The sequence below is a fragment of the Pseudomonas sp. fls2-241-TYG-175 genome (assembly GCF_030209155.1).
Taxonomy (GTDB): Bacteria; Pseudomonadota; Gammaproteobacteria; order Pseudomonadales; family Pseudomonadaceae; genus Aquipseudomonas; species Aquipseudomonas viridiflava.
This window is the reverse complement of record NZ_JARVSO010000001.1, coordinates 356,584-382,441: the sequence shown is the minus strand read 5'-3', so window position 1 is coordinate 382,441 and position 25,858 is coordinate 356,584. Positions and strand designations below refer to the sequence as shown.

General features: G+C 60.2%; 22 protein-coding genes. 16 read left to right on the top strand and 6 right to left on the bottom strand.

Translation table 11 applies throughout. The features are described from left to right. The first annotated feature begins 47 nt into the window (after positions 1-47). The 5 genes from QRN20_RS01770 to QRN20_RS01750 are packed head-to-tail and all read left to right on the top strand — an operon-like array spanning position 48 to position 4,881. Positions 48-1,034: an amino acid ABC transporter permease gene (locus QRN20_RS01770; protein WP_029242655.1), complete on the top strand. Its 987-nt coding sequence runs from the start codon at positions 48-50 to the stop codon at positions 1,032-1,034. Next, positions 1,027-1,821: an amino acid ABC transporter ATP-binding protein gene (locus QRN20_RS01765; RefSeq protein ID WP_029242654.1), complete on the top strand. Its 795-nt coding sequence runs from the start codon at positions 1,027-1,029 to the stop codon at positions 1,819-1,821. The genes QRN20_RS01770 and QRN20_RS01765 overlap by 8 nt, the downstream gene beginning before the upstream one ends. 32 nt (positions 1,822-1,853) lie before the next feature. Next, positions 1,854-2,798 (top strand): ABC transporter substrate-binding protein, encoded by a 945-nt coding sequence (locus tag QRN20_RS01760; protein ID WP_004882276.1) that lies wholly within the window; start codon positions 1,854-1,856, stop codon positions 2,796-2,798. A 22-nt stretch (positions 2,799-2,820) separates the two neighbouring features. Next, the gene (locus QRN20_RS01755) at positions 2,821-4,401 is read left to right on the top strand and encodes a flavin monoamine oxidase family protein (protein ID WP_122614128.1); all 1,581 of its coding nucleotides are present in this window, start codon (positions 2,821-2,823) and stop codon (positions 4,399-4,401) included. Between the two features lie 45 nt (positions 4,402-4,446). Continuing rightward, entirely contained in the window at positions 4,447-4,881 is a 435-nt protein-coding gene (locus tag QRN20_RS01750; RefSeq protein ID WP_029242652.1) for a RidA family protein, read from the top strand. A gap of 60 nt (positions 4,882-4,941) precedes the next feature. Here QRN20_RS01750 and QRN20_RS01745 read toward each other — a convergent pair whose 3' ends face one another. The 3 genes from QRN20_RS01745 to QRN20_RS01735 all read right to left on the bottom strand — a co-directional run bounded on the left by QRN20_RS01745 (position 4,942) and on the right by QRN20_RS01735 (position 8,725). Further along, positions 4,942-5,901, bottom strand: coding sequence for a D-isomer specific 2-hydroxyacid dehydrogenase family protein (locus tag QRN20_RS01745; protein ID WP_004882279.1), 960 nt, complete (start codon positions 5,899-5,901; stop codon positions 4,942-4,944). Further along, a complete protein-coding gene (locus QRN20_RS01740; RefSeq protein WP_122614127.1) occupies positions 5,898-7,244 on the bottom strand; it encodes an LLM class flavin-dependent oxidoreductase in 1,347 nt (448 codons plus the stop codon). The genes QRN20_RS01745 and QRN20_RS01740 overlap by 4 nt, the downstream gene beginning before the upstream one ends. A 281-nt stretch (positions 7,245-7,525) precedes the next feature. Then, a complete protein-coding gene (locus QRN20_RS01735) occupies positions 7,526-8,725 on the bottom strand; it encodes an MFS transporter (RefSeq protein ID WP_096766918.1) in 1,200 nt (399 codons plus the stop codon). A 242-nt stretch (positions 8,726-8,967) separates the two neighbouring features. Between QRN20_RS01735 and QRN20_RS01730 the strand changes: the two genes are divergently transcribed. Next, positions 8,968-10,263 (top strand): NTP/NDP exchange transporter, encoded by a 1,296-nt coding sequence (locus QRN20_RS01730; RefSeq protein WP_029242642.1) that lies wholly within the window; start codon positions 8,968-8,970, stop codon positions 10,261-10,263. 6 nt (positions 10,264-10,269) lie between these two features. Here QRN20_RS01730 and QRN20_RS01725 read toward each other — a convergent pair whose 3' ends face one another. Next, the gene (locus tag QRN20_RS01725; RefSeq protein ID WP_004882291.1) at positions 10,270-11,160 is read right to left on the bottom strand and encodes a LysR family transcriptional regulator; all 891 of its coding nucleotides are present in this window, start codon (positions 11,158-11,160) and stop codon (positions 10,270-10,272) included. 214 nt (positions 11,161-11,374) lie between these two features. Between QRN20_RS01725 and speB the strand changes: the two genes are divergently transcribed. The 8 genes from speB to QRN20_RS01685 all read left to right on the top strand — a co-directional run bounded on the left by speB (position 11,375) and on the right by QRN20_RS01685 (position 21,585). Then, a complete protein-coding gene (speB, locus tag QRN20_RS01720; RefSeq protein ID WP_004882292.1) occupies positions 11,375-12,334 on the top strand; it encodes an agmatinase in 960 nt (319 codons plus the stop codon). A 140-nt stretch (positions 12,335-12,474) separates the two neighbouring features. After that, positions 12,475-14,001 (top strand): purine-cytosine permease family protein, encoded by a 1,527-nt coding sequence (locus QRN20_RS01715; protein ID WP_122614126.1) that lies wholly within the window; start codon positions 12,475-12,477, stop codon positions 13,999-14,001. Positions 14,002-14,044: 43 nt separating this feature from the next. Then, entirely contained in the window at positions 14,045-14,905 is an 861-nt protein-coding gene (locus tag QRN20_RS01710) for a sugar phosphate isomerase/epimerase family protein (protein WP_122614125.1), read from the top strand. Next, positions 14,902-15,939, top strand: coding sequence for an isopenicillin N synthase family dioxygenase (locus QRN20_RS01705; RefSeq protein WP_122614124.1), 1,038 nt, complete (start codon positions 14,902-14,904; stop codon positions 15,937-15,939). The genes QRN20_RS01710 and QRN20_RS01705 overlap by 4 nt, the downstream gene beginning before the upstream one ends. A gap of 32 nt (positions 15,940-15,971) precedes the next feature. After that, a complete protein-coding gene (locus QRN20_RS01700; protein ID WP_122428316.1) occupies positions 15,972-16,766 on the top strand; it encodes an ABC transporter substrate-binding protein in 795 nt (264 codons plus the stop codon). A gap of 227 nt (positions 16,767-16,993) precedes the next feature. Further along, positions 16,994-18,511, top strand: a complete 1,518-nt coding sequence (locus tag QRN20_RS01695; protein ID WP_122428555.1) for an amino acid ABC transporter permease/ATP-binding protein — start codon at positions 16,994-16,996, stop codon at positions 18,509-18,511. Next, entirely contained in the window at positions 18,508-20,109 is a 1,602-nt protein-coding gene (locus QRN20_RS01690; protein WP_122428314.1) for a 5-guanidino-2-oxopentanoate decarboxylase, read from the top strand. The genes QRN20_RS01695 and QRN20_RS01690 overlap by 4 nt, the downstream gene beginning before the upstream one ends. 48 nt (positions 20,110-20,157) lie before the next feature. Next, positions 20,158-21,585, top strand: a complete 1,428-nt coding sequence (locus tag QRN20_RS01685; protein WP_122428311.1) for an aldehyde dehydrogenase family protein — start codon at positions 20,158-20,160, stop codon at positions 21,583-21,585. A gap of 33 nt (positions 21,586-21,618) precedes the next feature. Here QRN20_RS01685 and QRN20_RS01680 read toward each other — a convergent pair whose 3' ends face one another. Then, complete coding sequence (locus QRN20_RS01680) at positions 21,619-22,374, bottom strand: class II aldolase/adducin family protein (RefSeq protein WP_096766911.1); 756 nt, start codon at positions 22,372-22,374, stop codon at positions 21,619-21,621. Positions 22,375-22,487: 113 nt separating this feature from the next. Here QRN20_RS01680 and QRN20_RS01675 point away from each other — a divergent pair, with 113 nt between their 5' ends. Continuing rightward, the gene (locus QRN20_RS01675) at positions 22,488-23,444 is read left to right on the top strand and encodes a LysR family transcriptional regulator (RefSeq protein ID WP_240995039.1); all 957 of its coding nucleotides are present in this window, start codon (positions 22,488-22,490) and stop codon (positions 23,442-23,444) included. Between the two features lie 13 nt (positions 23,445-23,457). Here the strand turns inward: QRN20_RS01675 and QRN20_RS01670 are convergent, their stop codons facing one another. Continuing rightward, complete coding sequence (locus tag QRN20_RS01670) at positions 23,458-24,099, bottom strand: DUF2238 domain-containing protein (RefSeq protein ID WP_122428306.1); 642 nt, start codon at positions 24,097-24,099, stop codon at positions 23,458-23,460. A gap of 491 nt (positions 24,100-24,590) precedes the next feature. Here QRN20_RS01670 and QRN20_RS01665 point away from each other — a divergent pair, with 491 nt between their 5' ends. Further along, the gene (locus QRN20_RS01665; RefSeq protein WP_285359948.1) at positions 24,591-25,847 is read left to right on the top strand and encodes a hypothetical protein; all 1,257 of its coding nucleotides are present in this window, start codon (positions 24,591-24,593) and stop codon (positions 25,845-25,847) included. Positions 25,848-25,858: the final 11 nt, after the last annotated feature.

Below are 25,858 nucleotides of genomic sequence, written 5' to 3'. Positions count from 1 at the left end.
CACCCCAAACAACAGCCTGATATGTACATGCGTGCGAGGAACCGTCCATGCCTATAGTCGCCAAACCCTTTGACCTCATCGATGACGCGGGTCATTACCCGATACCAAAGCGCCAGGCCAGACCGGCAGCCAGACCTGAAACCATAAAGGCCCTGAGGGTCGTCCCGTCCCGTCATCCCTGGCGATGGGCCGGGTCGATATTTGCGGCCATGGTGCTGCTGGCCATCGGTCATTCGCTGGCGAGCAACCCACGCTGGGAGTGGGGCGTTTTCGGTCAGTGGTTCTTCTCGCCGTCGGTATTGCGCGGCCTGGCACAGACGCTTTTATTGACCCTCTTAAGTACGGTTTTCAGCATTCTGCTCGGGACGGGGCTGGCGCTGGCGCGCCTCTCTGGCTCTCCGTTGCTGGCAGCGCTGGCGTGGGGCTACATCTGGTTCTTTCGCTCCATGCCTGCGCTGCTGGTGTTGATCATCCTCTACAACTTCGCCTACCTGTACGACCACATCGTGATCGGCGTGCCGTTCACTGATCTGGTGATCGCCCAATGGTCGACGGTCGACGTGCTCAGCCAGTTCACTGTTGCGGTGCTGGGGCTGAGCCTGATGCAGGCGGCCTACACGGCTGAAATCATTCGCGGCGGCCTGATCGGCGTCGATGCCGGCCAGCATGAAGCGGCAGCGGCATTGGGGCTGCCCGCGTCCCGCAGGGTCCTGCGCATCATTCTGCCTCAGGCGCTGCGCTCGATTCTGCCGTCCGGTTTCAACGAGATCATCGGGCTGGTCAAAGGTACCTCCATTGTCTACGTCCTGGCGCTGCCGGAACTGTTCTACACCGTGCAGGTGATCTACAACCGCACCCAGGCGGTGATTCCGCTGCTGATCGTCGCCACAGTCTGGTACCTGATCATTACCACCGTCCTTACCAGCGCGCAGTATTACGTCGAGCGCTATTTCGCCCGGGGCACGGCTCGCGTTTTACCGCCCACGCCGCTGCAACGAGTGCGTCGCTGGCTCAAGGAGAGCGCCCATGACTGAAGCCGTGAGCGTCACTCCGAACCTGCGGGCCGGACGCATCGAGATTCAAGGCGTCGGCAAGCGCTTTGGCAGTCAGCAGGTGCTCAGGGACATCGACCTGAGCATCGAACCTGGCCAGGTCACGGTGATTCTCGGACCGTCAGGCTCCGGCAAGTCAACACTGCTGCGCACCATTAACCATCTGGAGAAAGTCGACAGCGGCCATATCACCATCGACGGTGAGTACGTTGGCTACCGGCGCAAGGGCGATCTGCTTTACGAACTCAAGGAGCGTGAGATTCTCAAGCGCCGCATTGACGTCGGTTTCGTGTTTCAGAACTTCAACCTGTTTGCGCACCTCACGGTCTGGGAAAACATCGCCGAGGCACCGCTGGCCCATCAGCGCTGGAACAAGGCCGAGGCCAAAACCAACGCCTTGGCGTTGCTGAAAAAAGTCGGGCTGGCCGACAAGCTCGATGCCTATCCACGCCAGCTTTCCGGAGGGCAGCAGCAACGGGTTGCTATTGCCCGTGCGCTGGCCCTCGACCCCAAGGTGCTGCTGTTCGATGAACCCACCTCGGCGCTTGATCCCGAGCTGGTCGGCGAGGTGCTGGACGTGATCAAGGGCTTGACCCGCCTGGGCGTCACGCTGGTGATCGTGACCCACGAAATCGGTTTCGCCAGAGAAGTGGCCGATCACGTGGTGTTTCTCTGCGACGGTCAGTTGATCGAACAGGGCCCCCCGGAACAGGTTTTTCTGCGTCCCCGCCATCCACGTACCGCTGCCTTTCTGGGCAAGGTGCTGTGAACCCGTTTGCCTTATCGAAGGAGTGATAGCCCATGTTAGTGAATACCGTCCGAGTGGCCGCGCTGGCACTCGCCGTCAGCGCGGGTTTGCCCGCATTTGCAGCGCAGGAGGATGCTTCCGGCGCCCCGAAGTTCGACCTGAGCCCTGACCAGCCGCGCATCCACGCACCGCGCAACGAAGCGGCCATTGCGCAGATCCCGCAAGGTTTCAAGTTCGCCCAGCCCGGCAAGTTCACGGTGGCCGTCTCGGGCACTGCGGGGCCGCCGTTGGCACTGCTGGCCAATGATGACAAGACCACCATCGGCAGTGAAGCCGACACCGCGCAACTGGTGGCCGACAGCCTGGGCCTGCAGTTGAATGTGGTACAGACCAGTTGGGAGGACTGGCCGCTGGGTGTCAGCTCAGGCAAATACGATGCGGTCATCAGCAACGTCACCGTGACCGAAGCGCGCAAGAAGCGCTTTGACTTCGCGACGTATCGTCAGGACGTACTGGGCTTCTACGTCAAAAGCACCAGTCCGATCACCGAGATCAAGGAGGCCAAAGACATAGCCGGCCTGAAGATCATCGTCGGTTCGGGCACCAATCAGGAAAAGGTCCTGCTGGCCTGGAACGAAGCCAACGAAAAGGCCGGTATTGCGCCCGCGATCCTGCAGTACTTCGACGATAAGGCCGCCGCGCAATTGGCCGTACAGTCCCGACGCAGCGATGCGCTGTTCGGTCCCAACTCGATCTATGCCTACTCAGCGGCGATCACCGGCGGCATCAAGCGCGTCGGCGTGGTCAATGGCGGCTGGCCGCTGAAAGCCGACATCGCCGTGACCACCCGCAAGGACAACGGGCTGGTTCGACCGATCAATACAGCATTGGAGGGCGCGATTGCCGGAGGCCAATACGATCAGGTCCTCAAGCGCTGGGGCCTGGATGTGGAGCGCATCGACACATCGCTGATCAACCCGCCCGGTCTTCCGGACTGACATCTATCAGGGAGCAATAAAGATGGGATTGACTCGACGTGAAGCGCTTTCAAGCCTCGCTGCCGTGGGCGGCGAAAAGGCGGTCAAGGATGCGCTCGCCGTATTGGGGCTGGGGCCATCGTCCCACCGGAGACCCCAGCCCTTGAAACTGCAAAAGGACCTGGGGCAGGGCACCCGCGTACTTGTGCTTGGCGCCGGGATTGCCGGGCTGGTGACAGCGCTGGAGCTGAAACGGGCCGGGTTCGACGTGCAGGTGCTCGAAGCCCGCGACCGGGTGGGTGGCCGAACCTGGACCCTGCGCAATGGCGACCGTGTGGACTACAAGGACGGTCGCTCGCAGACGGTGGCATTCGATCAAGGCGTTTATTTCAACGCAGGACCTGGCCGAATTCCGAGTCAGCATCGGACCCTGCTCGATTACTGCAGCGAACTGGGCGTGCCGCTGGAGGTGCTGGTCAACAGCAGCCACGGCGCGCAAGTGCGTCCGGACCTGAATCGACCGGCGTTCTCTGCCGGGCAGGCGATCAACGACGCCCGTGGCCACGTCTCGGGGTTGTTGGCTAAAGCTGTGCAGCGAGATGCGCTTGACGATCTGCTGAGCGCTGAAGAACGAAGCCGCCTGCTGGCTTTTCTGCAGGTGTACGGCGATTTGTCCCAGGAGTTGACGTACGAAGGCAGCCTCCGTGCCGGGCATCTTGAATCGGCCAGCCATCCGGGGGCGCTGCCGGGCAGCGTCGCTCCGCTGACGCTGGAGCGGCTGCTGCATCCCGAGCTCTGGGGCGCGTTGCTGCACACCGAATTTCCCGAGTTTTCGGCCACGATGTTCCAACCGGTCGGCGGCATGGACCGCATTACCGATGCCTTCTACCAGCGCCTGACCGGGCAGGTGCAGCTCGGCGCCAGGGTAAACAGTATTCGTCAGCACCCGGAGGGTGTGACCGTTACCTGGCACGATCAACGCAGTAGCCGCGAACAGGTGTCTCATGCCGACTATCTGGTCTCGACGCTGCCATTGCCTCTGCTGGCCGGGCTGGACACCGACTTCAGCGACCCTATCAAGACAGCGCTGCTGAGTACGCGCAACGATCAGGCGACCAAAGTGGCCTGGCAATCGCCACGGTTCTGGGAAACCGATTACCGCACCTACGGCGGACTGTCCTGGGTAGAACACCCGGCGCGCCTGCTCTGGTACCCGAGCAACGACCTGAATACCGCCGAAGGCCTGCTGGTTGCCGGTTACGTGACAGGCGAGGGCGCCGCAGCCTTCGGCAAGCTGCCTCTGGAGGCGCAGCACGCCACCTCACGCGAGGCCGTTGAGCTTTTGCATCCAGGTTATTCAAGGCACCTGCGCCATCCGCTGGCAGTGTCCTGGGAGCAGATCCCGTTCAGCGAAGGCCCATGGCTGCAACGCGAGCGTTTCCCGGCCGACGCCAGCGCGTTGCTTGAAGCCGGCCACGGCCGGGTGTATTTCGCCGGCGATGGTCTGGTGCAGAGCGGCGTCGGCATCTGGCAGGAATCAGCCGCCAATTCGGCACGTCATGTGGTTGCGCAACTGGCTGAACAGGTAGTTCAGCAGCGTCACACCGCAGCGATTGCGGTGTGACGCTGTACCCATTCCCGAAAATCCATCCTCCAAGGAGCAACATCCATGAGCGACAGCATTCAACGCACCAGCGTCGGCGATTTCCCCATCTCGCAAACCGTGACCGTTCCAGCCTCCGCCAGTCTGGTGTTCGTCAGCGGCACCTTGCCCGACCTTGCCAACCCTCAGGCCCAGCCCGGAACACCTGCGGCCTACGGCAATACCGAAGTGCAGGCGGTTTCGGTATTCAACAAGCTGCGCGCCATCCTCAGGCAGCAGGACCTGGACCTGGGCGACATCGTGCAACTGCGGATTTTTCTGGTGGGCGCCGAAGAAACCGGCGGCAGGCTCGACTTCGCGGGCCTGCAGGCCGGCTACACGCAATTTTTCGGAACGCCTGAGCAGCCGAACAAACCCGCGCGTACTGCCTTGCAGGTTGTGGCTCTGCCGTTGCCGGGGGCGTTGGTGGAAGTCGAAGCGATAGCGGCGAGGACCGCCTAGAAAGTCTTTACGAACACAGGGCTTCGACGTGAAGGCGTCGAAGCCCTTTTACGTTTCGGGTCAGTACCCGCGTTTCACGTTCGCCTGATTTTCCAATGCCGAGCCCTTCAGGTAGCGCTCCAGATTGGCCAGGAAACTGTTGGCAATCTCATGGTGACTGTTGCTGGAAATCGCCGAGGTATGAGGTGAAAGCCGAACCCTGGGGTGAGCGTAAAGCGGGTGGCCGTCCGGCAAGGGTTCGGGTTCGGTGACATCCAGCGACGCTAGGCCGACGCGACCCGTGTCCAGCGCTTCCAGCAACGCCTCATGGTCCAGCAGACCGCCCCGGGCGATGTTGATCAGGTGCAGATCCGGTTTGGCACTCTCCAGCACGGCGCGGTCGACGAGGTGCCGGGTCGAAGCGGTCAGCGGCGCTGCCAGTACCAGATGGTCGGAGCGGGCGAACAAATCATGAACGTCCCGTGCCGCTTCTACACCCGCCACCTCGAACGGCGTCTGGCTTTCACGCAGCGCAATCACCTTGATGCCCAGCGCATGGGCCTTGGTCGCCAGGCTGCGGCCAATCGCGCCAAACCCCAGGATCCCCAGGGTGCTGCCCTTGAGGGGCGTCAGTGCGGTGAAATTCCACTGCGAATCCTTTACCCAGATGTCCGGCAGATGCTTGGCCGCTGCGAAGATCGCCGCAAGGGCAAATTCGGCGATATTATCTGCCGCGCTGCCGCGTGAGGTACTCACTGGCGGGCCGTCGAAAAACCATGAAGGGTAGAAGTCGATGCCCGACGACACCACCTGAATCCACTTCAAGCCATAGGGCCAGCCGGGAGGCGCGGTATCAGGTGCCTGATAACCCCGCACGTTTATCGGTCGCGCCAGCAGTACGCTGACTTCTGGCGGTAGATCACTGGGCACCCCGGTGGGCACACTGATGATCCGAGCGTCCGGCAAGACAGCTTCCAGGCGTTGGCGGATGACCTCATTGAAATGTTCATCCAACTGACTGGCGATAACGAGCTGACTCATGCCAGTGCCTCGCTGTGTTCTTCCTGTGCGACGCCGGCATAACGATTGGGCGGCACGTCCAGAGCAAGATGATCGCGCAGCGTATCGCCGCTGTACTCATCACGAAACAGCCCGCGCTGTTGCAGCACCGGCACGACCAGCTCGGTGAAGTACGCCAGGCCGTCGGGCAGCAGCGAGTTGATGATGAAACCGTCGGCAGCGCTTTGTTCGAACCAGTTTTGTATGGCGTCTGCGACCTGTTCAGGTGTTCCGACGAAGTCGCGTCGTGGTCTGGAAAAACGCAGGGCGACTTCGCGCAGGGTGAGGCCTTCGTCACGGGCCAATTGCTTGATGCGGTCCGACCCGCCTTTCTGGCTGTTGGAACCCAGATCGCCCAGTTCGGGAAACGGTGCGTCGAGCGGGTACTGGCTGAAATCATGATCGTTGAACGGTCGACCGAGCGCGACGATCGCGTCTTCGATGGTCACCAGCTTCACAGCCTGCCGATAACGGCTTTCCACCTCGGCTTCATCACGACCCACAATTGGACGGATACCCGGAAGAATCGACAACGTATCGGCATTGCGGCCGAACCCGGTGGCACGCTGCTTCAAATTCTGATAGTAGGCGCGGGCTTCTTCGAACGATTCGGCGTGGACGAATATCGCATCGGAATTCTGCGCGGCGAAATTACGCCCATCCTCGGAAGTGCCCGCCTGAAAAATCACCGGCTGGCCCTGCTTCGAGCGAGCGATGTTGAGCGGACCTTTGACCGCAAAGAACTCACCTTTGTGGTCCAGCGCATGCAGCTTGCCGGGGGTGAAAAACTCGCCGCTCTGCTTGTTGTAGGCGAAAGCATCGTCTTCCCAGGAGTCCCACAAGCCCTTGACCACTGCAACGTGCTCCTTGGCAATGCGATAACGCACCGCATGCGGCGGATGCTCGGCCTTGCCGAAGTTGTCGGCCGTGCCACTTAGCCAGGACGTCACCACGTTCCAGCCAGCCCGGCCGCCGCTGATGTGATCCAGCGAGGCGAACTGGCGGGCGACCTGGAAGGGTTCGGTGTAACTGACCGTGACGGTCGCCACCAGACCGATGTGATGCGTGGTGGCCGCCAGCGCAGAAAGAATGGTCAGCGGTTCGAAACGATTGAGGTAATGCGGGCTGGATTTTTCATGAATGTGCAGGCTGTCGGCGATAAACACGAAATCGAATTTCGCGGTTTCCGCCAATTGCGCCTGCTGCTTATAAAAGTCGAAATTGACGCTGGCATTGGCCAGGGCCTGCGGATGGCGCCATTCGCCCCAGCCGTGGCCGACGCCATGAACCATTGCACCGAGTTTCAGTTGGCGTTGCTTGCTCATGGGTGTACTCCTGTAGGGGTCGCATCATTTTCAGAACGGCAGCCGGAAGCGACCGCCCAAGGGTCGACGAGCCACCGCCCAGGATTCAGGCAGGGACAGCAGCCTTGCGGGTAAGAGACAGAGGGGATCATTAAAGGCAGGCTCCAGGCGGCGGGTATCGCTGATCGTGTGCCTCCGCCTGGAGGAAGGGGTCGGTCTGAGTTAAACCTAACCGTGTAGAAATGCGCTGTAAAAGTCTTTCTGGTTATATCTTAATGATCACATTATTTAAGTAATGCATTTTACGAAACGCATTCAGCAGATTCTGGCGCCGTTTGTTCACGTTTCATCGACTTCATCGCAGGCAGCAGACTCAGCAAGCCCACCAGCGCCATTGCGGCACCGACCCATAGCGGCGAACGCAAACCATACCCGGCATCGATCACGGCACCACCCGCCCAACTGCCAAATGCCAGGCCCGCAGTGATCACCGAAGTATGCAGGATGTTGACCATGGCCGCAGGTTCGGCCGCCTTCATCACCCGCGCAACCATCGCCGGGTTCAAGGCGACACCTGTGAGGCCTAGCGCGAAGAAGCAGCCCAGATTCAGCCACAGATGATCGCCCGCCAGGGCAAAGCCACCCAATGCCAGCACCATCAGCGCAAGGCCCCAGGCGAGGGCAGGGAAGGTGTGGCGGTCTGCGAAACGACCGACGATCATGTTGCCCATCAGATTGGCAACGCCATAGATGGCGAGAACAGGAGCAACCAGCGTCGGCGCAATGCCGACCTCATGAATCAGGATCGGCGTGCAATAACTGAACGCAGCGAAGGTGCCGCCGATGATCAGGCCGCTGGTGATGTAAGCACCCCACAGCGTGCGATTTTTCAAGCCCGCCCATTGCTGACTGAGTGGAGGCTCGCCGCCTTTCTGAATGGCTGGCAGGCGGCGTGTCGCCAGGACCGTACACAGCATGGCCAACGCGACCACGGCCCAGGAACTGGCACGCCAGCCGACATGCTGCTCGACCCAGGTGGTCATCGGTACGCCGATCACCGGAGACAGCATCAACCCGGCCAGCACCACCGAAACCGCGCGACCGCGACCTTCAGGCGCCACCAGACCTGCGCATATCGTCATGCACAAACCTATGCACACGGCACTCGAAATACCCATGATGATGCGCGCAAAGGCAAGCACCCCATAACTCGGGGCCGCCGCTGCAACAGCGCCTGCGATCACGTAACACGTCAGCAACCAGACCAATGCCCGCTTGTTGCTGATGCCTCGGGAGAGCAGCAACACCGTGACCGGCGGACCGCCCAGCGCCATGCCCAGTGCGTAATAGGCAATCAGATTACCGACCTGCGCCAGACTGACGGAAAACGCCTCGGCGAGCGCAGGCATCATTCCGGCAACCATGAATTCGGCTGTCACCAGGGAAAAGATCGTCAGACCCAGCAGGTAGACGGTTGAAGGCAGTTTGGAGCGGGTAGTCATCAGTGTCTCGGGCCGGGAAAAAGGTCGGTCACGGTAGGGAATGTTGACCGGCTGGTCAAATCGACGTCAGGCATACCGTTATTCACCCTTCGTCATGATGGGTTTGTTTCCAAAATACAGCTGCTCATCTGCGGGCACTGAACCGTGGAAGAGGCCTTAATGTCTCTGGCACATCGCTTTAGCATTTAGCCGGAGTGTGGGAGCATCCCCTTGCCAAGTAAATCGTTTCAAGGCACCCGACCATGATTCGCGCAGCAGCGCTGAAGTGGACCAATGTGCGGCCCGGCGAGCGAGCTGCTTTATTGCTCGGTTTCGCCTTCCATTTCTGCGTGCTGGCAAGCTATTACCTGGTACGCCCCTTGCGCGATGCGCTTGGCCTGGAAGGCGGTGCCGACAAACTCCAGTGGCTCTTCACCGCGACCTTTCTGGTGATGCTGCTGATGGTCCCGCTGTTTGGCGCGCTGGTGTCCAGACTGCCGACACGACGCTTCGTGCCGTTGATCTATCGATGCATCGCGCTGACGATGATCCTTTTCGGCGTTCTGATCGCGAACCGGGTCGCGCCGGTGCAGGTCGGCAACGTGTTCTTCGTCTGGATCAGCGTATACAACCTGTTCATCGTGTCGATCTTCTGGAGCGTGCTGGTTGATCGGTTTTCCAGTGAGCAGGGGCAGCGGCTGTTCGGCTTTGTCGCCGCTGGCGGCACACTGGGCACCTTCATCGGGCCGTTGCTGGCTGCGACCATGGCGTCGCGCCTTGGGCCTATTGCATTGACCCTGGCCGCTGCCGTGCTGCTGGAACTGGCTGTTCGCTGCCATCGCGCGCTTCTGGCTCGCACCGAGGCGCAGTCTGTTGATCCTTTGCGCGTGGATCGCCGCATGGGCGGCAGCATGCTTGCCGGCATTACGTTGATCTCACGCTCGCCTTACCTGCTGGGGCTGGTGTTGTTTATGCTCCTGCACACCACCGCTGCGACTTTTCTGTACTTCGAGCAAGGCCGTATCGTCGCGGACAGCTATTCGGACGTGGCCAGCAGGACACAGTTCTTTGCGGTCGTCGATCTGATCGTGTCGGCGCTGACCCTGACGTTCCAGCTTTTGCTGACAGGTCCTTTGATCCGCATGATCGGCGTCGGCGGTGCGCTGATCACGTTACCGCTGGCAACCGTTGTCGCATTTACCGCCATGGCGCTGGCACCGGTGCCGACCACCGTCGCGCTGGCGCAGGGGCTGCGCCGCGCCATTGAATTTTCCTTAGTGCGCCCGGCGCGGGAAGTGCTCTGGACAGTGGTCAGTCGCGAAGAAAAGTACAAGGCCAAGAATGTCATCGAAACGCTGGTGTATCGGGGTGGCGACGCGATGAGCGGATGGCTGTCGGTGGGGCTGGCCGCTATGGGTGCAGGATTTGGCATCGTTGCCATGCTGATCCTGCCGGTCGCCGGAGGTTGGGCCGGGTTGTGCCTGTGGCTCGCGAAACGGCAGAAGCACAAGGCGAATGCGGCTGAGGATTTACGCACAGCGGATCGGTATAAGCAGTAGCAGGCGCTATCCCTTGAACCAGGTTTTCAACCGGTCTCTGAAACTCTGAATCAAAGGCTCTTTGACACGCCCGCGGCGCAGTGCCAGCGAGAAGGGGGCCTGATGCCCGAATGTGGTGGGCAGCAAGACCTTCAGGCGCTTCTGATCCACCCAGAACTGCGCATAGTGCTCCGGCAGATAGCCGATGTAAGCGCCTGACAGCACCAGAATCAGCTGCGCTTCCATGGACTCGACCGTCGCGGCGCTGTCCTTGAAGCCGTGACGGGCCAGTTCGGCCTGGCTCCAGTAACCACGCCCGACCATGCGTTGCTGGGTGATGACTTCTGCCGGGATACGGCGCTGCTCGAACAACTCGTGCCGGTCACTGCAGTACAACCAGTGCTGTTCGCGGTACAGCGCCTGGTACATCAAACCGTTCATGCGCGTAGAGAACGAACCAATGGCCAGGTCCACACGGTTTTCCAGCACACCCAGTTGCAGTTGCGCAGGGCTGAGCACCGAGAGGTGCAAATGGACCGCCGGGTGTTCCTTGCTGTAGGCCCCGATGACATCCGCCAGCGGCAATGCCGGGTCACTGACTGTCGAGTCCAGTACACCGAGATTCAGGGTGCCGCGCAGTTCGCCCTTGAGCGCCGCGCTGTAGCGTTCGAAACCTTCGAGCTCTGCCAGCAGTCGCAGGGTTTCCTGATGGAAAAGCTCACCCTTGCTGGTCAGATTGAAACCGCCGCGACCCCGATGACAGAGCACCAGCCCCACATGGGTTTCGAGCTGACTCATGTAAGTGCTGATCGCCGACGTGGAAAGATTGAGCTCCTGCTGCGCTGCCGCGAACCCTTGATGGCGTACCACACTGGCGAAGATGCGCAGCAGTTTCAGGTCGGGCAGGGCAGAGGACATGGGCGCTCCGTGGGCAGTCGGTGGTTCGGCGGCTGGTGTCTGTTGCGCATATCAGCAGCCTTGTGCGGCACACATCATGCCTGCCAAACGCCGACGACGACAATCGGCGATAGTTTAGAAATCTCTGAACTGAGTATTTGCTGGCAGCGATTCTTCTGCTCCCACGCCATCACCAGAATGGCCGCACATTTATCGGAACAACGCGAGGCCCTTCGTGGACAAGACTTTCCACCAGCCACTGGGCGGTAATGAGATGCCGCGCTTTGGCGGTATCGCCACCATGCTGCGCCTGCCCCATGTGCAAGCCCCTGAAGAACTGGACCGTCTGGACGCGGCCTTTGTCGGCATTCCGCTGGACGTCGGCACGTCGCTGCGCCCTGGCACTCGCTTCGGACCACGCGGGATTCGCGCCGAGTCGGTGATGATCCGTCCGTACAACATGGCCACCGGCGCCGCTCCCTTCGACTCGTTGAACGTGGCCGATATCGGCGACGTGGCGATCAATACCTTCAACCTGCTGGACAGCGTGCGCATCATCGAAGAGGCGTACGACCGTATTCTCGGTCACGGCATCATTCCGCTGACGCTGGGTGGCGATCACACCCTGACCCTGCCGATCCTGCGCGCCATTCACAAGAAGCACGGCAAGGTCGGGCTGGTGCACATTGATGCTCACGCCGACGTCAACGATCACATGTTCGGCGAGAAAATCGCCCATGGCACAACCTTCCGCCGCGCCCAGGAGGAAGGCCTGCTGGACAGCGAGCGTGTGGTGCAGATCGGCCTGCGTGCCCAGGGCTACACCGCCGAGGACTTCAACTGGAGCCGCAAGCAGGGTTTCCGCGTGGTGCAGGCCGAGGAATGCTGGCACCAGTCGCTGGCACCCTTGATGGCTGAAGTGCGCGAAAAAGTCGGTGGCGGGCCGGTGTATCTGTCGTTCGACATCGATGGCATCGATCCCGCATGGGCACCGGGCACCGGCACACCTGAAGTGGGCGGCCTGACGACCATTCAGGCACTGGAGATCATTCGCGGCTGCCAAGGGCTGGACCTGATCGGTTGCGATCTGGTGGAAGTGTCGCCTCCTTATGACACCACCGGCAACACCTCACTGCTGGGTGCCAATCTGCTGTACGAAATGCTGTGCGTGCTGCCGGGCGTGGTGCGCCGTTGAGCCTCTGGGCATGAACACCCGATTACGTGTGACAGAAGAATAATCAGATCGACCCTCCGCCCGGGGTTAACGGGCGGCCATAAAGGGTCAGCGTGCCTGCGCTGGCCTTACAACAACCGTGACAGGTGCTGGAGCGACACATGAGCCATTCGACGCGTGCCGAAAAACCCGACAAAACCCGAATTGAAACCTGGGGCGTCGAGCAGATCCCCGACAGCCAGCGTCATGCACGCCCGCTGGATCTGTTTCGTCTGATCTTCGGCGGTGCCAACACCTTTTCTACGGCAGTGCTGGGCAGCTTTCCAGTGCTGTTCGGGTTGTCGTTTCAGGCCGGGTTCTGGTCGATTGTGCTTGGCGTGATGGTTGGAGCGCTGATCCTTGCACCCATGGGGCTGTTCGGCGCGCTCAACGGCACCAATAACGCAGTCTCTTCCGGCGCGCATTTCGGCGTGCATGGACGCATCATCGGCTCGTTTCTGTCGCTGCTGACGGCGGTGGCATTCTTTTCCCTGTCGGTCTGGAGCTCCGGTGACGCACTGGTCGGCGGCGCACAGCGCCTGATCGGTCTGCCGGAAAATGACCTGAGTCTGGGACTGGCCTACGGCTTGTTCGCCATCCTGGTGCTGGTGGTGTGCATCTTTGGTTTCCGCTTCATGTTGTGGGTCAACAAGATCGCGGTCTGGGCGTCGAGCCTGCTGTTTCTGCTGGGCATCTTCGCGTTCGCCGGCCCGTTCGATGCGGGTTACGTCGGCAGCGTCAGTCTTAAACAGCCAGGGTTCTGGGCGGCGTTTGTTGGTGCTGCGCTGTTGGCGATGAGCAATCCGGTGTCGTTCGGAGCGTTTCTGGGCGACTGGTCGCGCTACATTCCGCGTGAGACGTCAAAAGCACGAATCATGCTCGCGGTGCTGGCAGCGCAGGCCGCTACCTTGATTCCCTTTCTGTTCGGCCTGTGCACGGCGACCCTGGTGGCCAGTCAGGCACCGCACTACATCGACGCCAATAACTATGTCGGCGGCTTGCTGGCGATTTCGCCGGCCTGGTTCTTCCTGCCGGTGTGCCTCATTGCAGTCATTGGCGGATTGTCCACCGGCACCACCGCGCTGTACGGCACCGGGCTCGACATGTCGAGCATCTTCCCACGCATGCTGAGCCGTGCCGGTGCCACCTTGCTGATCGGCATTGCGGCCATTGCCTTTATCTTCATCGGTCGTTTCACCTTCAACCTGGTGCAAAGCGTGTCGACCTTTGCGGTGCTGATCATTACCTGCACCAGCCCATGGATGGTGATCATGATTCTGGGACTCATCACTCGTCGTGGCTTCTATCACGCCGACGATCTGCAAGTGTTCACCCGTGGTCAGCGGGGCGGGCATTACTGGTTCCACCATGGCTGGAACTGGCGCGGGCTGGGTGCCTGGATTCCCAGTGCAGCGACCGGCCTGTGCTTCGTCAACCTGCCGGGACAATTTGTGGGGCCATTGGGTGAGCTCGCTGGCGGTATCGACATCAGCCTGCCGATCACACTCGGCCTGGCGACGCTGTTGTACCTGACCCTGCTACGCACTTTTCCCGAGCCTGCCGGGGTCTACGGCCCAAAAGGCGCGCACCCGGTGCTCGGCCGCAAGGCGATGAGCAACGCGGTACAACCGGCTTCCGTCCACTCGTGATCGGTGCTGCTCCCCAAGCGGGCGCAGACGATGAGGCATGCTCATGAAACTGGAACTCTTTCGTACGCTATGGGGCTACCGAGGCACTTGGCAGCAGGCGCTGGATGAAGCGCGAGCCGCAGGTTTCGATGGACTTGAAGCCCGCATCCCTGAAGAAGGCGCAGAGCGCGCTGCATTCGGGGCCTTTCTGCGCGACAACCAAGTGCCTTACATCGCCATTCTGTTCACCTCGACGCCCGTGCTGCCATCTCAGTCCGCCACGCCCGCCGAGCATCTGGACGACTTCGCCCATAAGTTGCAGCTGGCAGCAGAGCTGGAGCCGCGCTTCGTCAACGTGCTGGCCGGTAACGACCGCTGGCCATTGGCGCAGCAAGTGGACTTTTTCGGGGAGGCGCTGGAGATTGCCGCTCGCAGCGGCTTGGTGTGCAGCTTCGAAACTCATCGGGCGCGCTCGCTGTTCAATCCCTGGCTGACCCTGCAATTGATCGAGCAGGTACCGGACCTGCGTTTCACCAGCGACATCAGCCACTGGGTGGTGACGTGCGAACGTCTGTTGAACGATCCGGCTGACGATTTGCGCGCTTTCGTCGAGCGTGTGCACCACATTCAGGCGCGGGTCGGTTATGACCAGGGTCCGCAGGTGCCACATCCGGCAGCGCCGGAATATGCCGAGGCGCTGGCGTTTCATCAGCAGCACTGGGCCGACATCTGGACATCGCAGCAGGCGCGAGGCTACAGCGGCACGACCATGACCCCGGAGTTCGGCCCCGACGGCTATCTGCATCACCTGCCGTTTACCGATGTACCAGTCGCCGATCTGTGGAGCCTCAACGCCTGGATGGGTCGTACCGAGCGCGAGCACTTCAATACCTTCTTCAATCCATCCGCGAGGCCGCTGTCATGAGTGAACGTCCTGCTTTCACGCACATTCCTGTGGTTGATATCCAAGGGCTGTTCAGCGAGCGTCTGGAGGATCGTCAGGCAGTCGCTCAGCATCTGGGTGAGGCTGCCCGTCAGGTGGGCTTTCTGTACATCACCGGGCACGGGATCGAGCCTGCGCTGATCAACAACCTGCACCGCGCCGCCGAGCACTATTTCGCCCAGCCGATCGACGCCAAGATGCGTCATTACATCGGTGCCTCGCAGACCCATAAGGGCTTCGTGCCTGAAGGTGAAGAGGTGTACGGCACAGGCAGGCCGGATCACAAGGAAGCGTTCGATGTCGGGTTCGAAGTGCCCGCCGACAACCCGCTGGTGATCGCCGGTACGCCGTTGCTGGGTCCGAATGACTGGCCGACGTTGCCCGGATTTCAGACCGCCGTGCAGGCTTACTACCAAGCTGTCTTCGCCCTGGGGCGTCAGCTGTTTCGTGGATTTGCCCTGGCGCTGGGGCTGGATGAGCATTACTTCGATGAAATGGCCTGTTTCCCGCCATCCAAACTTCGCCTGATCCATTACCCGTTCGACGCCACCGCCGAAGACGCACCGGGCATCGGCGCCCACACCGACTACGAGTGCTTCACCATTCTTATGGCTGATCAGCCGGGGCTCGAGGTCATGAACGAAAAGGGCGAGTGGATCGATGCGCCGCCGCTGCCGAATGCGTTCGTGGTCAACATCGGCGACATGCTTGAGGTCATGACCAGCGGGGCCTTCGTGGCCACCGCGCACCGGGTGCGCAAGGTCAAACAAGAGCGTTATTCCTTTCCGCTGTTCTATGCCTGCGATTACCACACCCTGATCAAACCCTTGCCGCAATTCGCAGCAGCCGGGCAGGGCTACGAGGAAATCGCCATCGGCGAGCACATGTGGGCCCAGGCTTTGCAAACCTATCAATACCTTCGCCAGCGCGTGGCCAGCGGGCAAATTGCCCTGCCGGAACGCGCCAGAAAGCCATCAAGCTTCGGGCACCTGAAAAACCAGAGCGTGACTTCGTGACCTGCCGTTTCCCTCAATCTGGAATGACTACTATGCAAAACACCACGCTTTCGCGCTTTGCCGCTTCGATTCTCGGCCTGGCCCTGTTTGCCGGTGCCGCTCATGCAGCGCCTACGGCAACACCCGGCACGCTCAAGGTCGGCATGGAGATTTCCTACCCTCCGTTCGAGTCCTACGACGGCGACAAGGTGGTCGGTTTCGACCCGGATGTCTCCGCTGCGCTGGCCAAACAGCTGGGTGGCTTGAAAGTGGAGTTCGTCGACACGCGCTTTCCGAACCTGATCCTGGGCCTGAACGCCAACCGCTTCGACACCATCATTTCGGGCATGTACATCACTGACGAGCGCACCAAGCAGGCCGAAGCGATTCCTTACGCGCAGGTGGGGGCTGCGATCATGGTCCGCAGCGACAACACGACCAAGCCGCAGCAGCCTGAAGACCTGTGCGGCATGAAAGTCGGCCTGCAACAGGGCACCAACTGGATCAACCAGCTCAAGGCCGTGTCCGCCGATTACTGCGCCAAACAGAACAAGGGCGAGATCGCCATCAGTGAATTTCCGACCACTGCCGAGGCGTCCCAGGCACTGATGTCCGGCAACATTCAGGCGCACCTGGAAATCTCCGCCGCAGCCCAGATGATCATCGACAAGGCCCGTGGCCGTATTGTGATCAGCTCGCAAAAAGCGCTGTACCCGATGACGCTGGGCATCTACGTGAAGAAGGGTAATACCGAACTGGCGGAGCAGATGCGCAGTGCGGTGGACGCGTGGAAAAAAAGCAGCGAGTACAGCGAGATTCTCAAGAAGTACAACCTTGAGCCTGCGTGAGCCGAGGGTGCTGTGCTCCTGAGACAACCAGGACGCACAGCAGACACCGGACGGTAGGAGCGCGCTTGCCCGCGATGCGATCTTTAAGACGATCAATCAGCGACTGTGCTAACGCCATCGCGGGCAAGCGCGCTCCTACAAACAAGCTTTTCGCAATGTCGCGACATCTGCAGGTCAACGCCACAGCTACACCGGCCATCACCTTCACCCGCTGCACCGAGGTCAACATGGCATTCGATTGGGCTTATTTCTTCTCGCTGTTTTCGTTTTCCGCTTTCTGGAAAGCCTGCGTCACGGTGGTTCAGTTGAGCACCCTGGCATGGACGCTCGGGCTTGCGCTGGGCTTTGTGCTGGCCAGCGCCAAGCTGTCCAGCCACGCCTGGCTGCGCCTACCCGCACATTTCTACGTTTGGCTGTTTCGCAGCATCCCGCTACTGGTGCTGCTGGTGTTCGTCTACAACCTGCCGCAGTTGTTCCCATCGACCGGCAGTGTGTTGTCGCAGCCGTTCTATTCCGGGCTTATCGCGCTGGTGCTGACCGAAACCGCGTACATGGCCGAGATCCATCGCGGCGGACTGCTATCGGTACTCAAGGGCCAGCGTGAAGCGGCCAAGGCTCTGGGTATTCGCGGGCTCGGCGCTCAGCGGCTGGTGATCATTCCGCAGGCCATACGCATTGCACTGCCGACACTGACCAACGAATACGTGACCATCGTCAAACTCACCTCGCTGGTGTCGGTCATTTCGTTGAACGAGTTGCTGCTGGTGGGCCAGCGTCTTTACGCGCAGAACTTCCTGGTGCTGGAGACCCTCGCCGCAGTGGCCGTGTATTACGTGCTGATCGTCACCGTGTTCGGCTGGCTGCTGCAGTGGGCCGAGCGGCACCTTGATCTGTCTCGCAAGAACGCCCAGACACTGGACGACAGTCAGGCGGCCGCGCTTCGTCAACCGGCCGCGAAGGGCAAACCTCCGGTTCAGAAAATACCCGGACAACCGGATGCGCTGTTGCTGCGCAGCATTCACAAGCGCTACGGCAATCACGAAGTGCTCAAAGGCATTGATCTGACCGTACGCCCAGGAGAAGTGATTTCCATCATCGGGCCGTCAGGCTCCGGCAAGACTTCACTGATTCGTACGGTCAACAATCTGGAAAGCATCGACAAGGGCGAAATCGTGCTGTTCGGCAATGACTTCATCGCCGCTGGCAAGCACCCCGACTCCCCGGTAATCCGTCAGGGCATTCGGCGCATCGGCATGGTGTTCCAGAACTTCAACCTGTTTCCGCACCGCACCATCCTCGACAACGTGATTCTGGCCCCGCGTTACCACGGGCTCGCCAGCTCCAGTGAACTGCGCCGCAAAGGCCATGCTTTGCTAGACCGGGTGGGCTTGCTGGCCCATGCCGACAAGTACCCGCATCAACTGTCGGGTGGCCAGCAACAGCGGGTCGCCATTGCCCGCGCATTGGCCATGGAGCCGGACATCATGCTGTTCGACGAACCGACCTCGGCACTTGACCCGGAACTGGTGGGCGATGTGCTGAATGTCATTCGTGACCTGGCAGAAGAGGGCATGACCATGCTGATCGTGACTCACGAGATGGATTTCGCCCTGTCGATTTCCGACCGCATTGTGTTCATGGAAAACGGTCATGTGGCCGCCGATGCCTCACCCGCCGAGATCCGCAGCGACGGCCATGAACGGGTACGCCGCTTCATTGGCCTGGAACAGGAGTCGATGGCATGACCACCTGTGGCGAGTTTCTAGTCAAACAGCTTCAAGCCTGGGGCGTCGATACCGTATTCGGTATTCCCGGCGTGCACACCGTTGAGCTGTATCGTGGCCTGCCGTCCAGCAGCATTCGTCACATCACCCCGCGTCACGAGCAGGGCGCAGGGTTCATGGCCGACGGTTATGCGCGGGTCAGTGGCAAACCCGGCGTATGTTTCATCATCACCGGGCCGGGCATGACCAACATCCTGACCGCGATGGGCCAGGCCTACGCCGATTCGATTCCGATGCTGGTGATCTCCAGCGTCAACGAGCGCTCCCGTTTGGGGCTGGGCAACGGCTACCTGCACGAATTGCCGGATCAGCGCGCCATGGTGGCGGGTGTCAGCGCGTTCAGCCATACGCTGATGGACGTCGATGAACTGCCTTACGTACTGGACAGGACGTTTGCGGTGTTCGATAGCCAGCGGCCGCGACCGGTGCACATCGAATTGCCGCTGGACATCATCACCGCAGCTGCCGATCACTTGCAGGTGCGCCCGCGCAAAGTGGTCGCTCGCCCAGCGCCGGACCCGGCAGCGATTCATGAAGTTGCCGAACGTCTTCAGAAGGCCCAAAAGCCGCTGCTGTTGCTGGGCGGCGGCTGTGTGGACGCGGCAATCGAGGCAAGCGAACTGGCCATACGTCTCGACGCGCCGACCGCGCTGACCATCAATGCCAAGGGATTGCTGGCGAGCGATCATCCGTTGTTGATCGGCAGCAACCAGTCACTGGTTCCGGTGAGGCAGTTGGCGCTGGACGCCGATGTGGTGCTGGCCATCGGCACCGAGTTGGGCGAAACCGATTACGACGTGGTGTTCGACGGCAACTTCCGGGTTGGCGGCGAGCTGATTCGCATCGATATCGACGCCACGCAACTGACCCGCAACCATCCGCCGAGCCTTTCGATTGTCAGTGATGCGCGACTGGCCATGAAGGCGCTGCTGGACGCCTTGCCGTCCCGTATTCCCCGTATCGACAGCCCAGGCGCACAACAGGCGACGCAGGTTCGAAAACAACTGGTCGAGGACTTCAGCGGCTGGACGCATTACCGGCGATTGTTCGACTGCATCCTTGAAGTGCTGCCTGACGCACGCTTTGTCGGTGATTCGACCCAGACCGTCTACAGCGGCAATCATCTGGTCGACCTCGACAGCCCGCGGCGCTGGTTCAACGCATCGACCGGCTACGGCACGCTGGGTTACGGCGTGCCAGCCGCCATCGGCGCAAAGCTGGCTGACCCGACGGTGCCGGTGATCAGCCTGATGGGTGACGGCGGCATTCAGTTCACGCTGCCGGAGCTGGCCAGCGCGGTGGAAGCGCGGGTCGGGATTATCGTGCTGCTGTGGAATAACCAGGGCTACGGCGAGATCAAGCGCTACATGGAACGGCGCGACATCACCCCGCTGGGCGTGGACATCTACACCCCTGATTTTGTGGCCATCGCCCGAGCCTTTGGCTGCCTGGCCGAACGTGCCCTCGACCACGCGCACCTGCAAACGCTGTTGCGCCAAGCTCCAGGCGACCGGCCGTTGATCATCGAGGTCAACGAGGCGCCGCCGTTTGCGCCCTGACCCCCGAAAGCCGGACCTTTGCAATCCCGTTTCAAGGAGCAGTGCCTGATGAATACCCCGCATTACATCAACGGTCAGTGGCAGGCAGGCGAGGGCAACAATGTTCTCACTGTCTACGATCCTTCCCGTGGCGAGCCATTCGCAGAGCTGGTGTCGGCGAGCCCTGCGCAGGTTGATCAGGCCGTGACAGCCGCGCGTGCTGCGTTACCCGCCTGGAAGGCAACGAGCATCGCCAATCGGGCCACCGTGCTGCGCGGCTTTGCCGAGCAGCTTGCCCTGCGTCGTGAAGCGTTAATCGAACTGCAGATGCGCAACAACGGCAAACCTCGCCATGAAGCCGAGGTGGATCTGGACGATGCGGTGGCGACGTTCAATTACTACGCCAATTTGATTGAAACCCAGTCCTCACATCGCGATTTGCAGCTGCCAGTGCCCGGTTTCACCTCTCGCACGCGTCTTGAAGCGGTGGGCGTGGTCGGCCTTATCGTGCCGTGGAATTTTCCGCTGGTGACCAGCGCCTGGAAGCTCGCCCCGGCCCTGGCAGCGGGTTGCACTGTGATCCTCAAGCCTTCGGAGATAACCCCACTGGTCGAACTGGCGTATGCCCAGATCGCCGAGCATGTGGGCTTGCCGACTGGCGTGCTGAACATCGTCAACGGCAAGGCCGAGACCGGCGCGGCGCTTAGCGAACACGCAGGTCTGGACAAGTTGTCGTTCACCGGCAGCAACGCCGTGGGCGTTCAGGTGATGCGCAACTCGGCAGCGTACTGTCGGCCGGTGACGCTGGAGCTGGGCGGCAAATCGGCGTTTATCGTGTTCGACGATTGTGACCCGGATCAGGCTGTGGAGTGGATCGTTGCCGGTATCTGCTGGAACGCCGGACAAATGTGCTCGGCCACCTCGCGGTTGCTGATCCAGGAGGGGATCGCCGAGGCGCTGACTCTGCGTCTGAAGGTTGCTTTTCAGAACATGCGTGTGGGTAATCCGTTGATCGACGAAGTGGACATGGGTCCGCTGACCAGCCAGGCGCAGTGGCGCAAGGTCCAAGAATATTTCGAAATCGCCGAACAAGAGGGGCTGAGTTGTCTGGCAGGCGGGAAAGCAGACCAGCAAGGACAGGGCTGGTTCGTCAGCCCTGCGTTGTACACCGACGTGCCGGACAGCAGCCGGTTGTGGACCGAAGAGATCTTCGGCCCGGTGCTCTGCACCCGGCGTTTCAGCACTGAAGACGAAGCCATTGCGCTTGCCAACGACAGCCGTTTCGGGCTGGTCGCCACGGTGGCCAGCGCAGACATCCAGCGCGCCGAGCGAGTGGCCGATGCGCTGGAGGTCGGCCACGTCTGGATCAATTCGATCCAGGCCGTGTTCGTCGAAACGTCCTGGGGCGGGACCAAGGGCAGTGGCATCGGGCGTGAACTCGGGCCTTGGGGACTTGCGGCGTATCAGTCGGTCAAACATGTGACGCGGTGCGGATAAGTCGTCTGTTTCAAGAGAACCACGGCAGATGAATCAGCAGCAGTACTGTTCTTTCTGGGAGGCGATGATCTGCAATCCACCTTGCCATGCCAGCGCAACGATTCCACTGTCATAGTCGTCGGCAAAGGTATCGCTGGTCTTCCTGCACGTATCAGGATCAGGCGTGACGATGTTCTGATTCATGCTTCTGATGGTGACGTGGATCTGACAGGCCCGTTCCAGCATGTAAACACTGTGGAAGGCTTCACCGATGGTACGTCCGCCGACGATGATTCCATGATTGCGCAAAAGCATGGCGCTGGAATCCCCCAGGCTATCAAGCATGTTCTGCTGTTCCTGTTGCGTATCTATAAAAGAGCCGTAGGTGTGATAGGCGAGACGACCGTAAAACTTCATGGCGTGCTGGGACAAGGGCGGCAGGCCTTCCTCGAGTGTCGAGACGGCGATGCCTGCTGCGGTATGGGTGTGGATCACGCAGTTCATGTCAGGACGGGCTGCATGAACCGCGGAGTGGATCACGGCACCGGCAACGTTGAGCGTCTCCGAGCGGTCGCCCGATGGCACTGGTTCACCGTCAAAACCGACCTTGACCAGATCACTGGCACGCATTTTCTCGAACGGTACGCCGTATCGGTTGATGAGAAATACATCGGGCTGGCCGGGGATGCAGGCCGAGGCATGGGAGTCGACCAGGTCCGTCATGCGGTAATACGCCAGCAGTCGAAAAAGTGCTGCCAGATCACACCGGGTCGACCATTCCTGTGGAGACATACTTTCAAACGTTTTCATTGGGTCGGGCTCGCGATGGTGGTTGCTGCCAGCACCCTATGAAAAGACGATCAGGCTGCCTATTCACATTTTGTTATGTTGTGTATTGCATCAACCAATATGAGCCATAGCCCATGGGTTTCAGACCGAACAATCGGGTGAGTTCAAGCGAGCCTCGCTCTGTCAGTGAGCGTATGGACTGGAACCTGCTCAAGACATTCAGTGCGGTCGCCATCGAGAAAAGCATCAGCAAGGGGGCATCGCGGCTCAACTTGTCTCAGCCTGCTGTCAGCCAGGCCATCAAGCGCCTTGAAGAGCAGCTGGAAAGCACCTTGATCGAGCGGGACAGCCATCGATTTGAATTGACCGAAGCCGGCGTGTCGGTATTGAAAATCGCACTCGCAGCCAGGCAAAGCATTCGGGAAATCGATGAAGTTGTCGGCAGTGAAGCGGGGGCCGTCAAAGGCGTCATTCGCCTGCTGACTGTCAGCGGTGTCGAAAGTCCGGAGTACGATAGGGTTCTGAGGGATATGCACGCGACGTATCCCGGCATTGGCTTCAATATCGAAGTTGCTACGACGCAGGAAATCGTCAGTGCACTTCACCGAAATACAGCCTCGTTCGGCATAGGCATCAACCAGCCCGGGGAAGTTGATATCAAACAGTGCCAGTTGAGCCGTGAGCAGGTGTTTTTCTACTGCAGTCATGCTCATCCGCTGTTTCATGAGCAAACGGTGACGATCGAACACCTGAAGTCCGCACGATTCGTCAGCTTTTCCGGCGAGTCGCTGGGTGGCATGGTGTCTCCTTTGTCAGCGCATTACGGCAACCCTTACATCCGTCAGCAAATAGCTGCGTCATCCTCGAACACTGGAGAAGTGCTTCGCATGGTGCTGGCAGGCATAGGCATTGGCGCTCTTTCCGAGCACCTGTGCCGGGAGTACGAGGCGCAGGGTTTGCTGCGAAGACTGGTGCCTGAATCACGCGTATGCGAGGTGTCGGTCATGTTGATGTGGAGCGCCCATCAGGTCCGCAACCCGGCCGAAGAGATCTTTCTTGGCAGGATGCAGGCGGCTTTGGCATCTGGCTGACACCAGAAGATTGTCACGCAGGCTTGGTGATCCCGGTTTTCTCGCGTATCGCGTGACCTCTGCAGACCAGCACCAGAAGCGACCCCGCCGCAGCGGCGGCCATGTCTTTTTGCGCATCCCAGAAATCGTCCTGCGCCCCCACGAATGCCGATCCACCCTGACCGAACGATGCGCCGCCGATCCATTCCATCAGCTCGTAAAGCATTGAAGTGGACAGCACCAGCGACCAGGCAATCAGTGACGCCCAGGCACCCTGAAGCCTGCATTTGACCGTCACGATTTCGCGCAAGGGCAGGGCGCCAAGCACCCCGTAGGCCAGATGCACAAAGCGGTCATATTGATTGCGTTGCCAGCCGAATAATTGATCGATGCTGACACCCGTCATCTTCTGGATCGCAGGGTCATAGGGCACCTGCGGATAGGTGAAGTGTGTGCCGACTTCATGCAAGCCTACGAAAGCCAGCACCAGTGCCCAGGACCTTGTTGTCCAGTAAAACCTGTGGCGACAGAACCAGAGCGCAGCAGCGCACAGGACCACTACGCTGTTTTCCATCAACCAGGTCTTTCGATCCAGCGGTGCCCAGCCCAGCAGTACAACAACAATCAGAAAAGCTGCCTGCAATGCCCGGATGACGTTTATTTCATGTTTGCTCACTTACGCATCCTCCTGCCTGTATAGGGTGTTCCTTCACAACAAAGAAACTCACGGGGTTTAGTCATTTGGGCGTCCGGCAAATTCGATTGAATTCAGATTTGGTAGACAGGTGTACTCACGCTGCAAGGCATGTCACATCACGCTTTGGACGGAAAAGTGCAGAAGAGAAGTGCAGTGCGTTAAGCCGTTGGTCACTCGCGCATCGGAACCGTCAGCCAATCCGAACGGATGTATCGACCCTTATTGAATGATAACTACCCTCTCTTTTTTAAGAGTGCAAAATCAAAGTAAGGCGGGCGATGACGTCCTCAATCTGTCATATCGGTTACGTACCGTAAAAACAGATATAGCAAGCAGAGGCCACTGCGCCCTCAACTTATAACACTTTAGAGAGCGGTAGGCAGTCTTCGACACTGCAGACTTTCGCCGACAACGGCGTGTCTAGCGCTCACCCGTGAATGATTTATTAGTTGCCATCATGCCGAACGAGCGTGCAACGGCGACGCAATCATCAACTGACCAACTTGGGCACTTTGACTTATGAGCGCATGTCATTTAAACATTCAGGGACTTTTACGGAAGTCACACTCATGACGGCGTCCTGGACAATGGCCCTTGCAACGAGTGCAATGCTGGGTTCAGGTCTGGCAATGGCTGCGTTTTTACCCATTAAAAACCCCAGCGTTATCGTGGTCCTGAAATTCGTAAAGCGTATAGACGGACCCGGTGTTCAGTTTGTCCAGGCCAGTTGCGTCGCGTGCGAACCGGTCACTGATGACTTGTGGAATGCCGACAATCCGCGCGAAACCATCATTGCACTCAAAGTGCCTCGATCACGCACACTGGAACTGGCGTTTGACGGAGCGGTTGCGAATATCTCCCGTGTCATTCTGGAGGCGGGCGACATCGGGTTTAGGCTCGACGGCAAGCATCTGATCGTTGCACTTCCACCACTCGCGGCAGACGCAATCACCGCCGCGCAGGTATCGACCCATATCGTCGAACCCGGCATGGTATTGCGCCTCGAGCACGCCGATCCGGCACGCCGCGCCGGAGCTTACGCCCAAGGCGAGTTTCCATCCCTTCAGCGTGCTGCGGCCAACGTATTGCAGTTCGCACAGCGAGAAGTCCTGCGCGATCTGGATCTGGGGCGTTACGTGCAGCAGCACGGGCTGGGTCAGATCCAGATCATGGGCTTCGATACCAATGCGCCGCACGGCCACGAAGACGCGCCGCCTCACGTCCACATGCATTTGCGCTGGCCGGGCAATACCGGAACACAAATCGCGCATTACTACATCGGCATCGACGGTCTGCTGACGCACAACATCGTGGGCGTTAAGGGCAGCGATGCCCCTGAGCGGCGCTTCGAGCGCGGCGCTGCGTTCACCACCCTGGGCCCGGATGGTCAGCCGGTCTATACCCATCGAATCACGCCAGAGGGCTGGCTGCAGATTAGTCGTCCCGACGGTGCAACGTGCACGATCAAGCCCCTGGAACCCAAAGGATCAGGATTCGCGAACGGAGCCAGCATCACCTGCTCCGGCGGATTCAGACACGTTCTCAGAGTCGATGATGACCTGCAGCAAGGGCGACTCAAGGTGAGTATCGACGATGTCGAGGAGATCTTTTCCTACGACCCGGATACCGGCGCCTTGACGTCCCCCACGCAACCACCTCCCGCACCACCCTCCGTGTATGTGGAAGCGATGACAGGCCAGAACCTGCCATCGGCACTGCCCGACTGATGTGATACTCA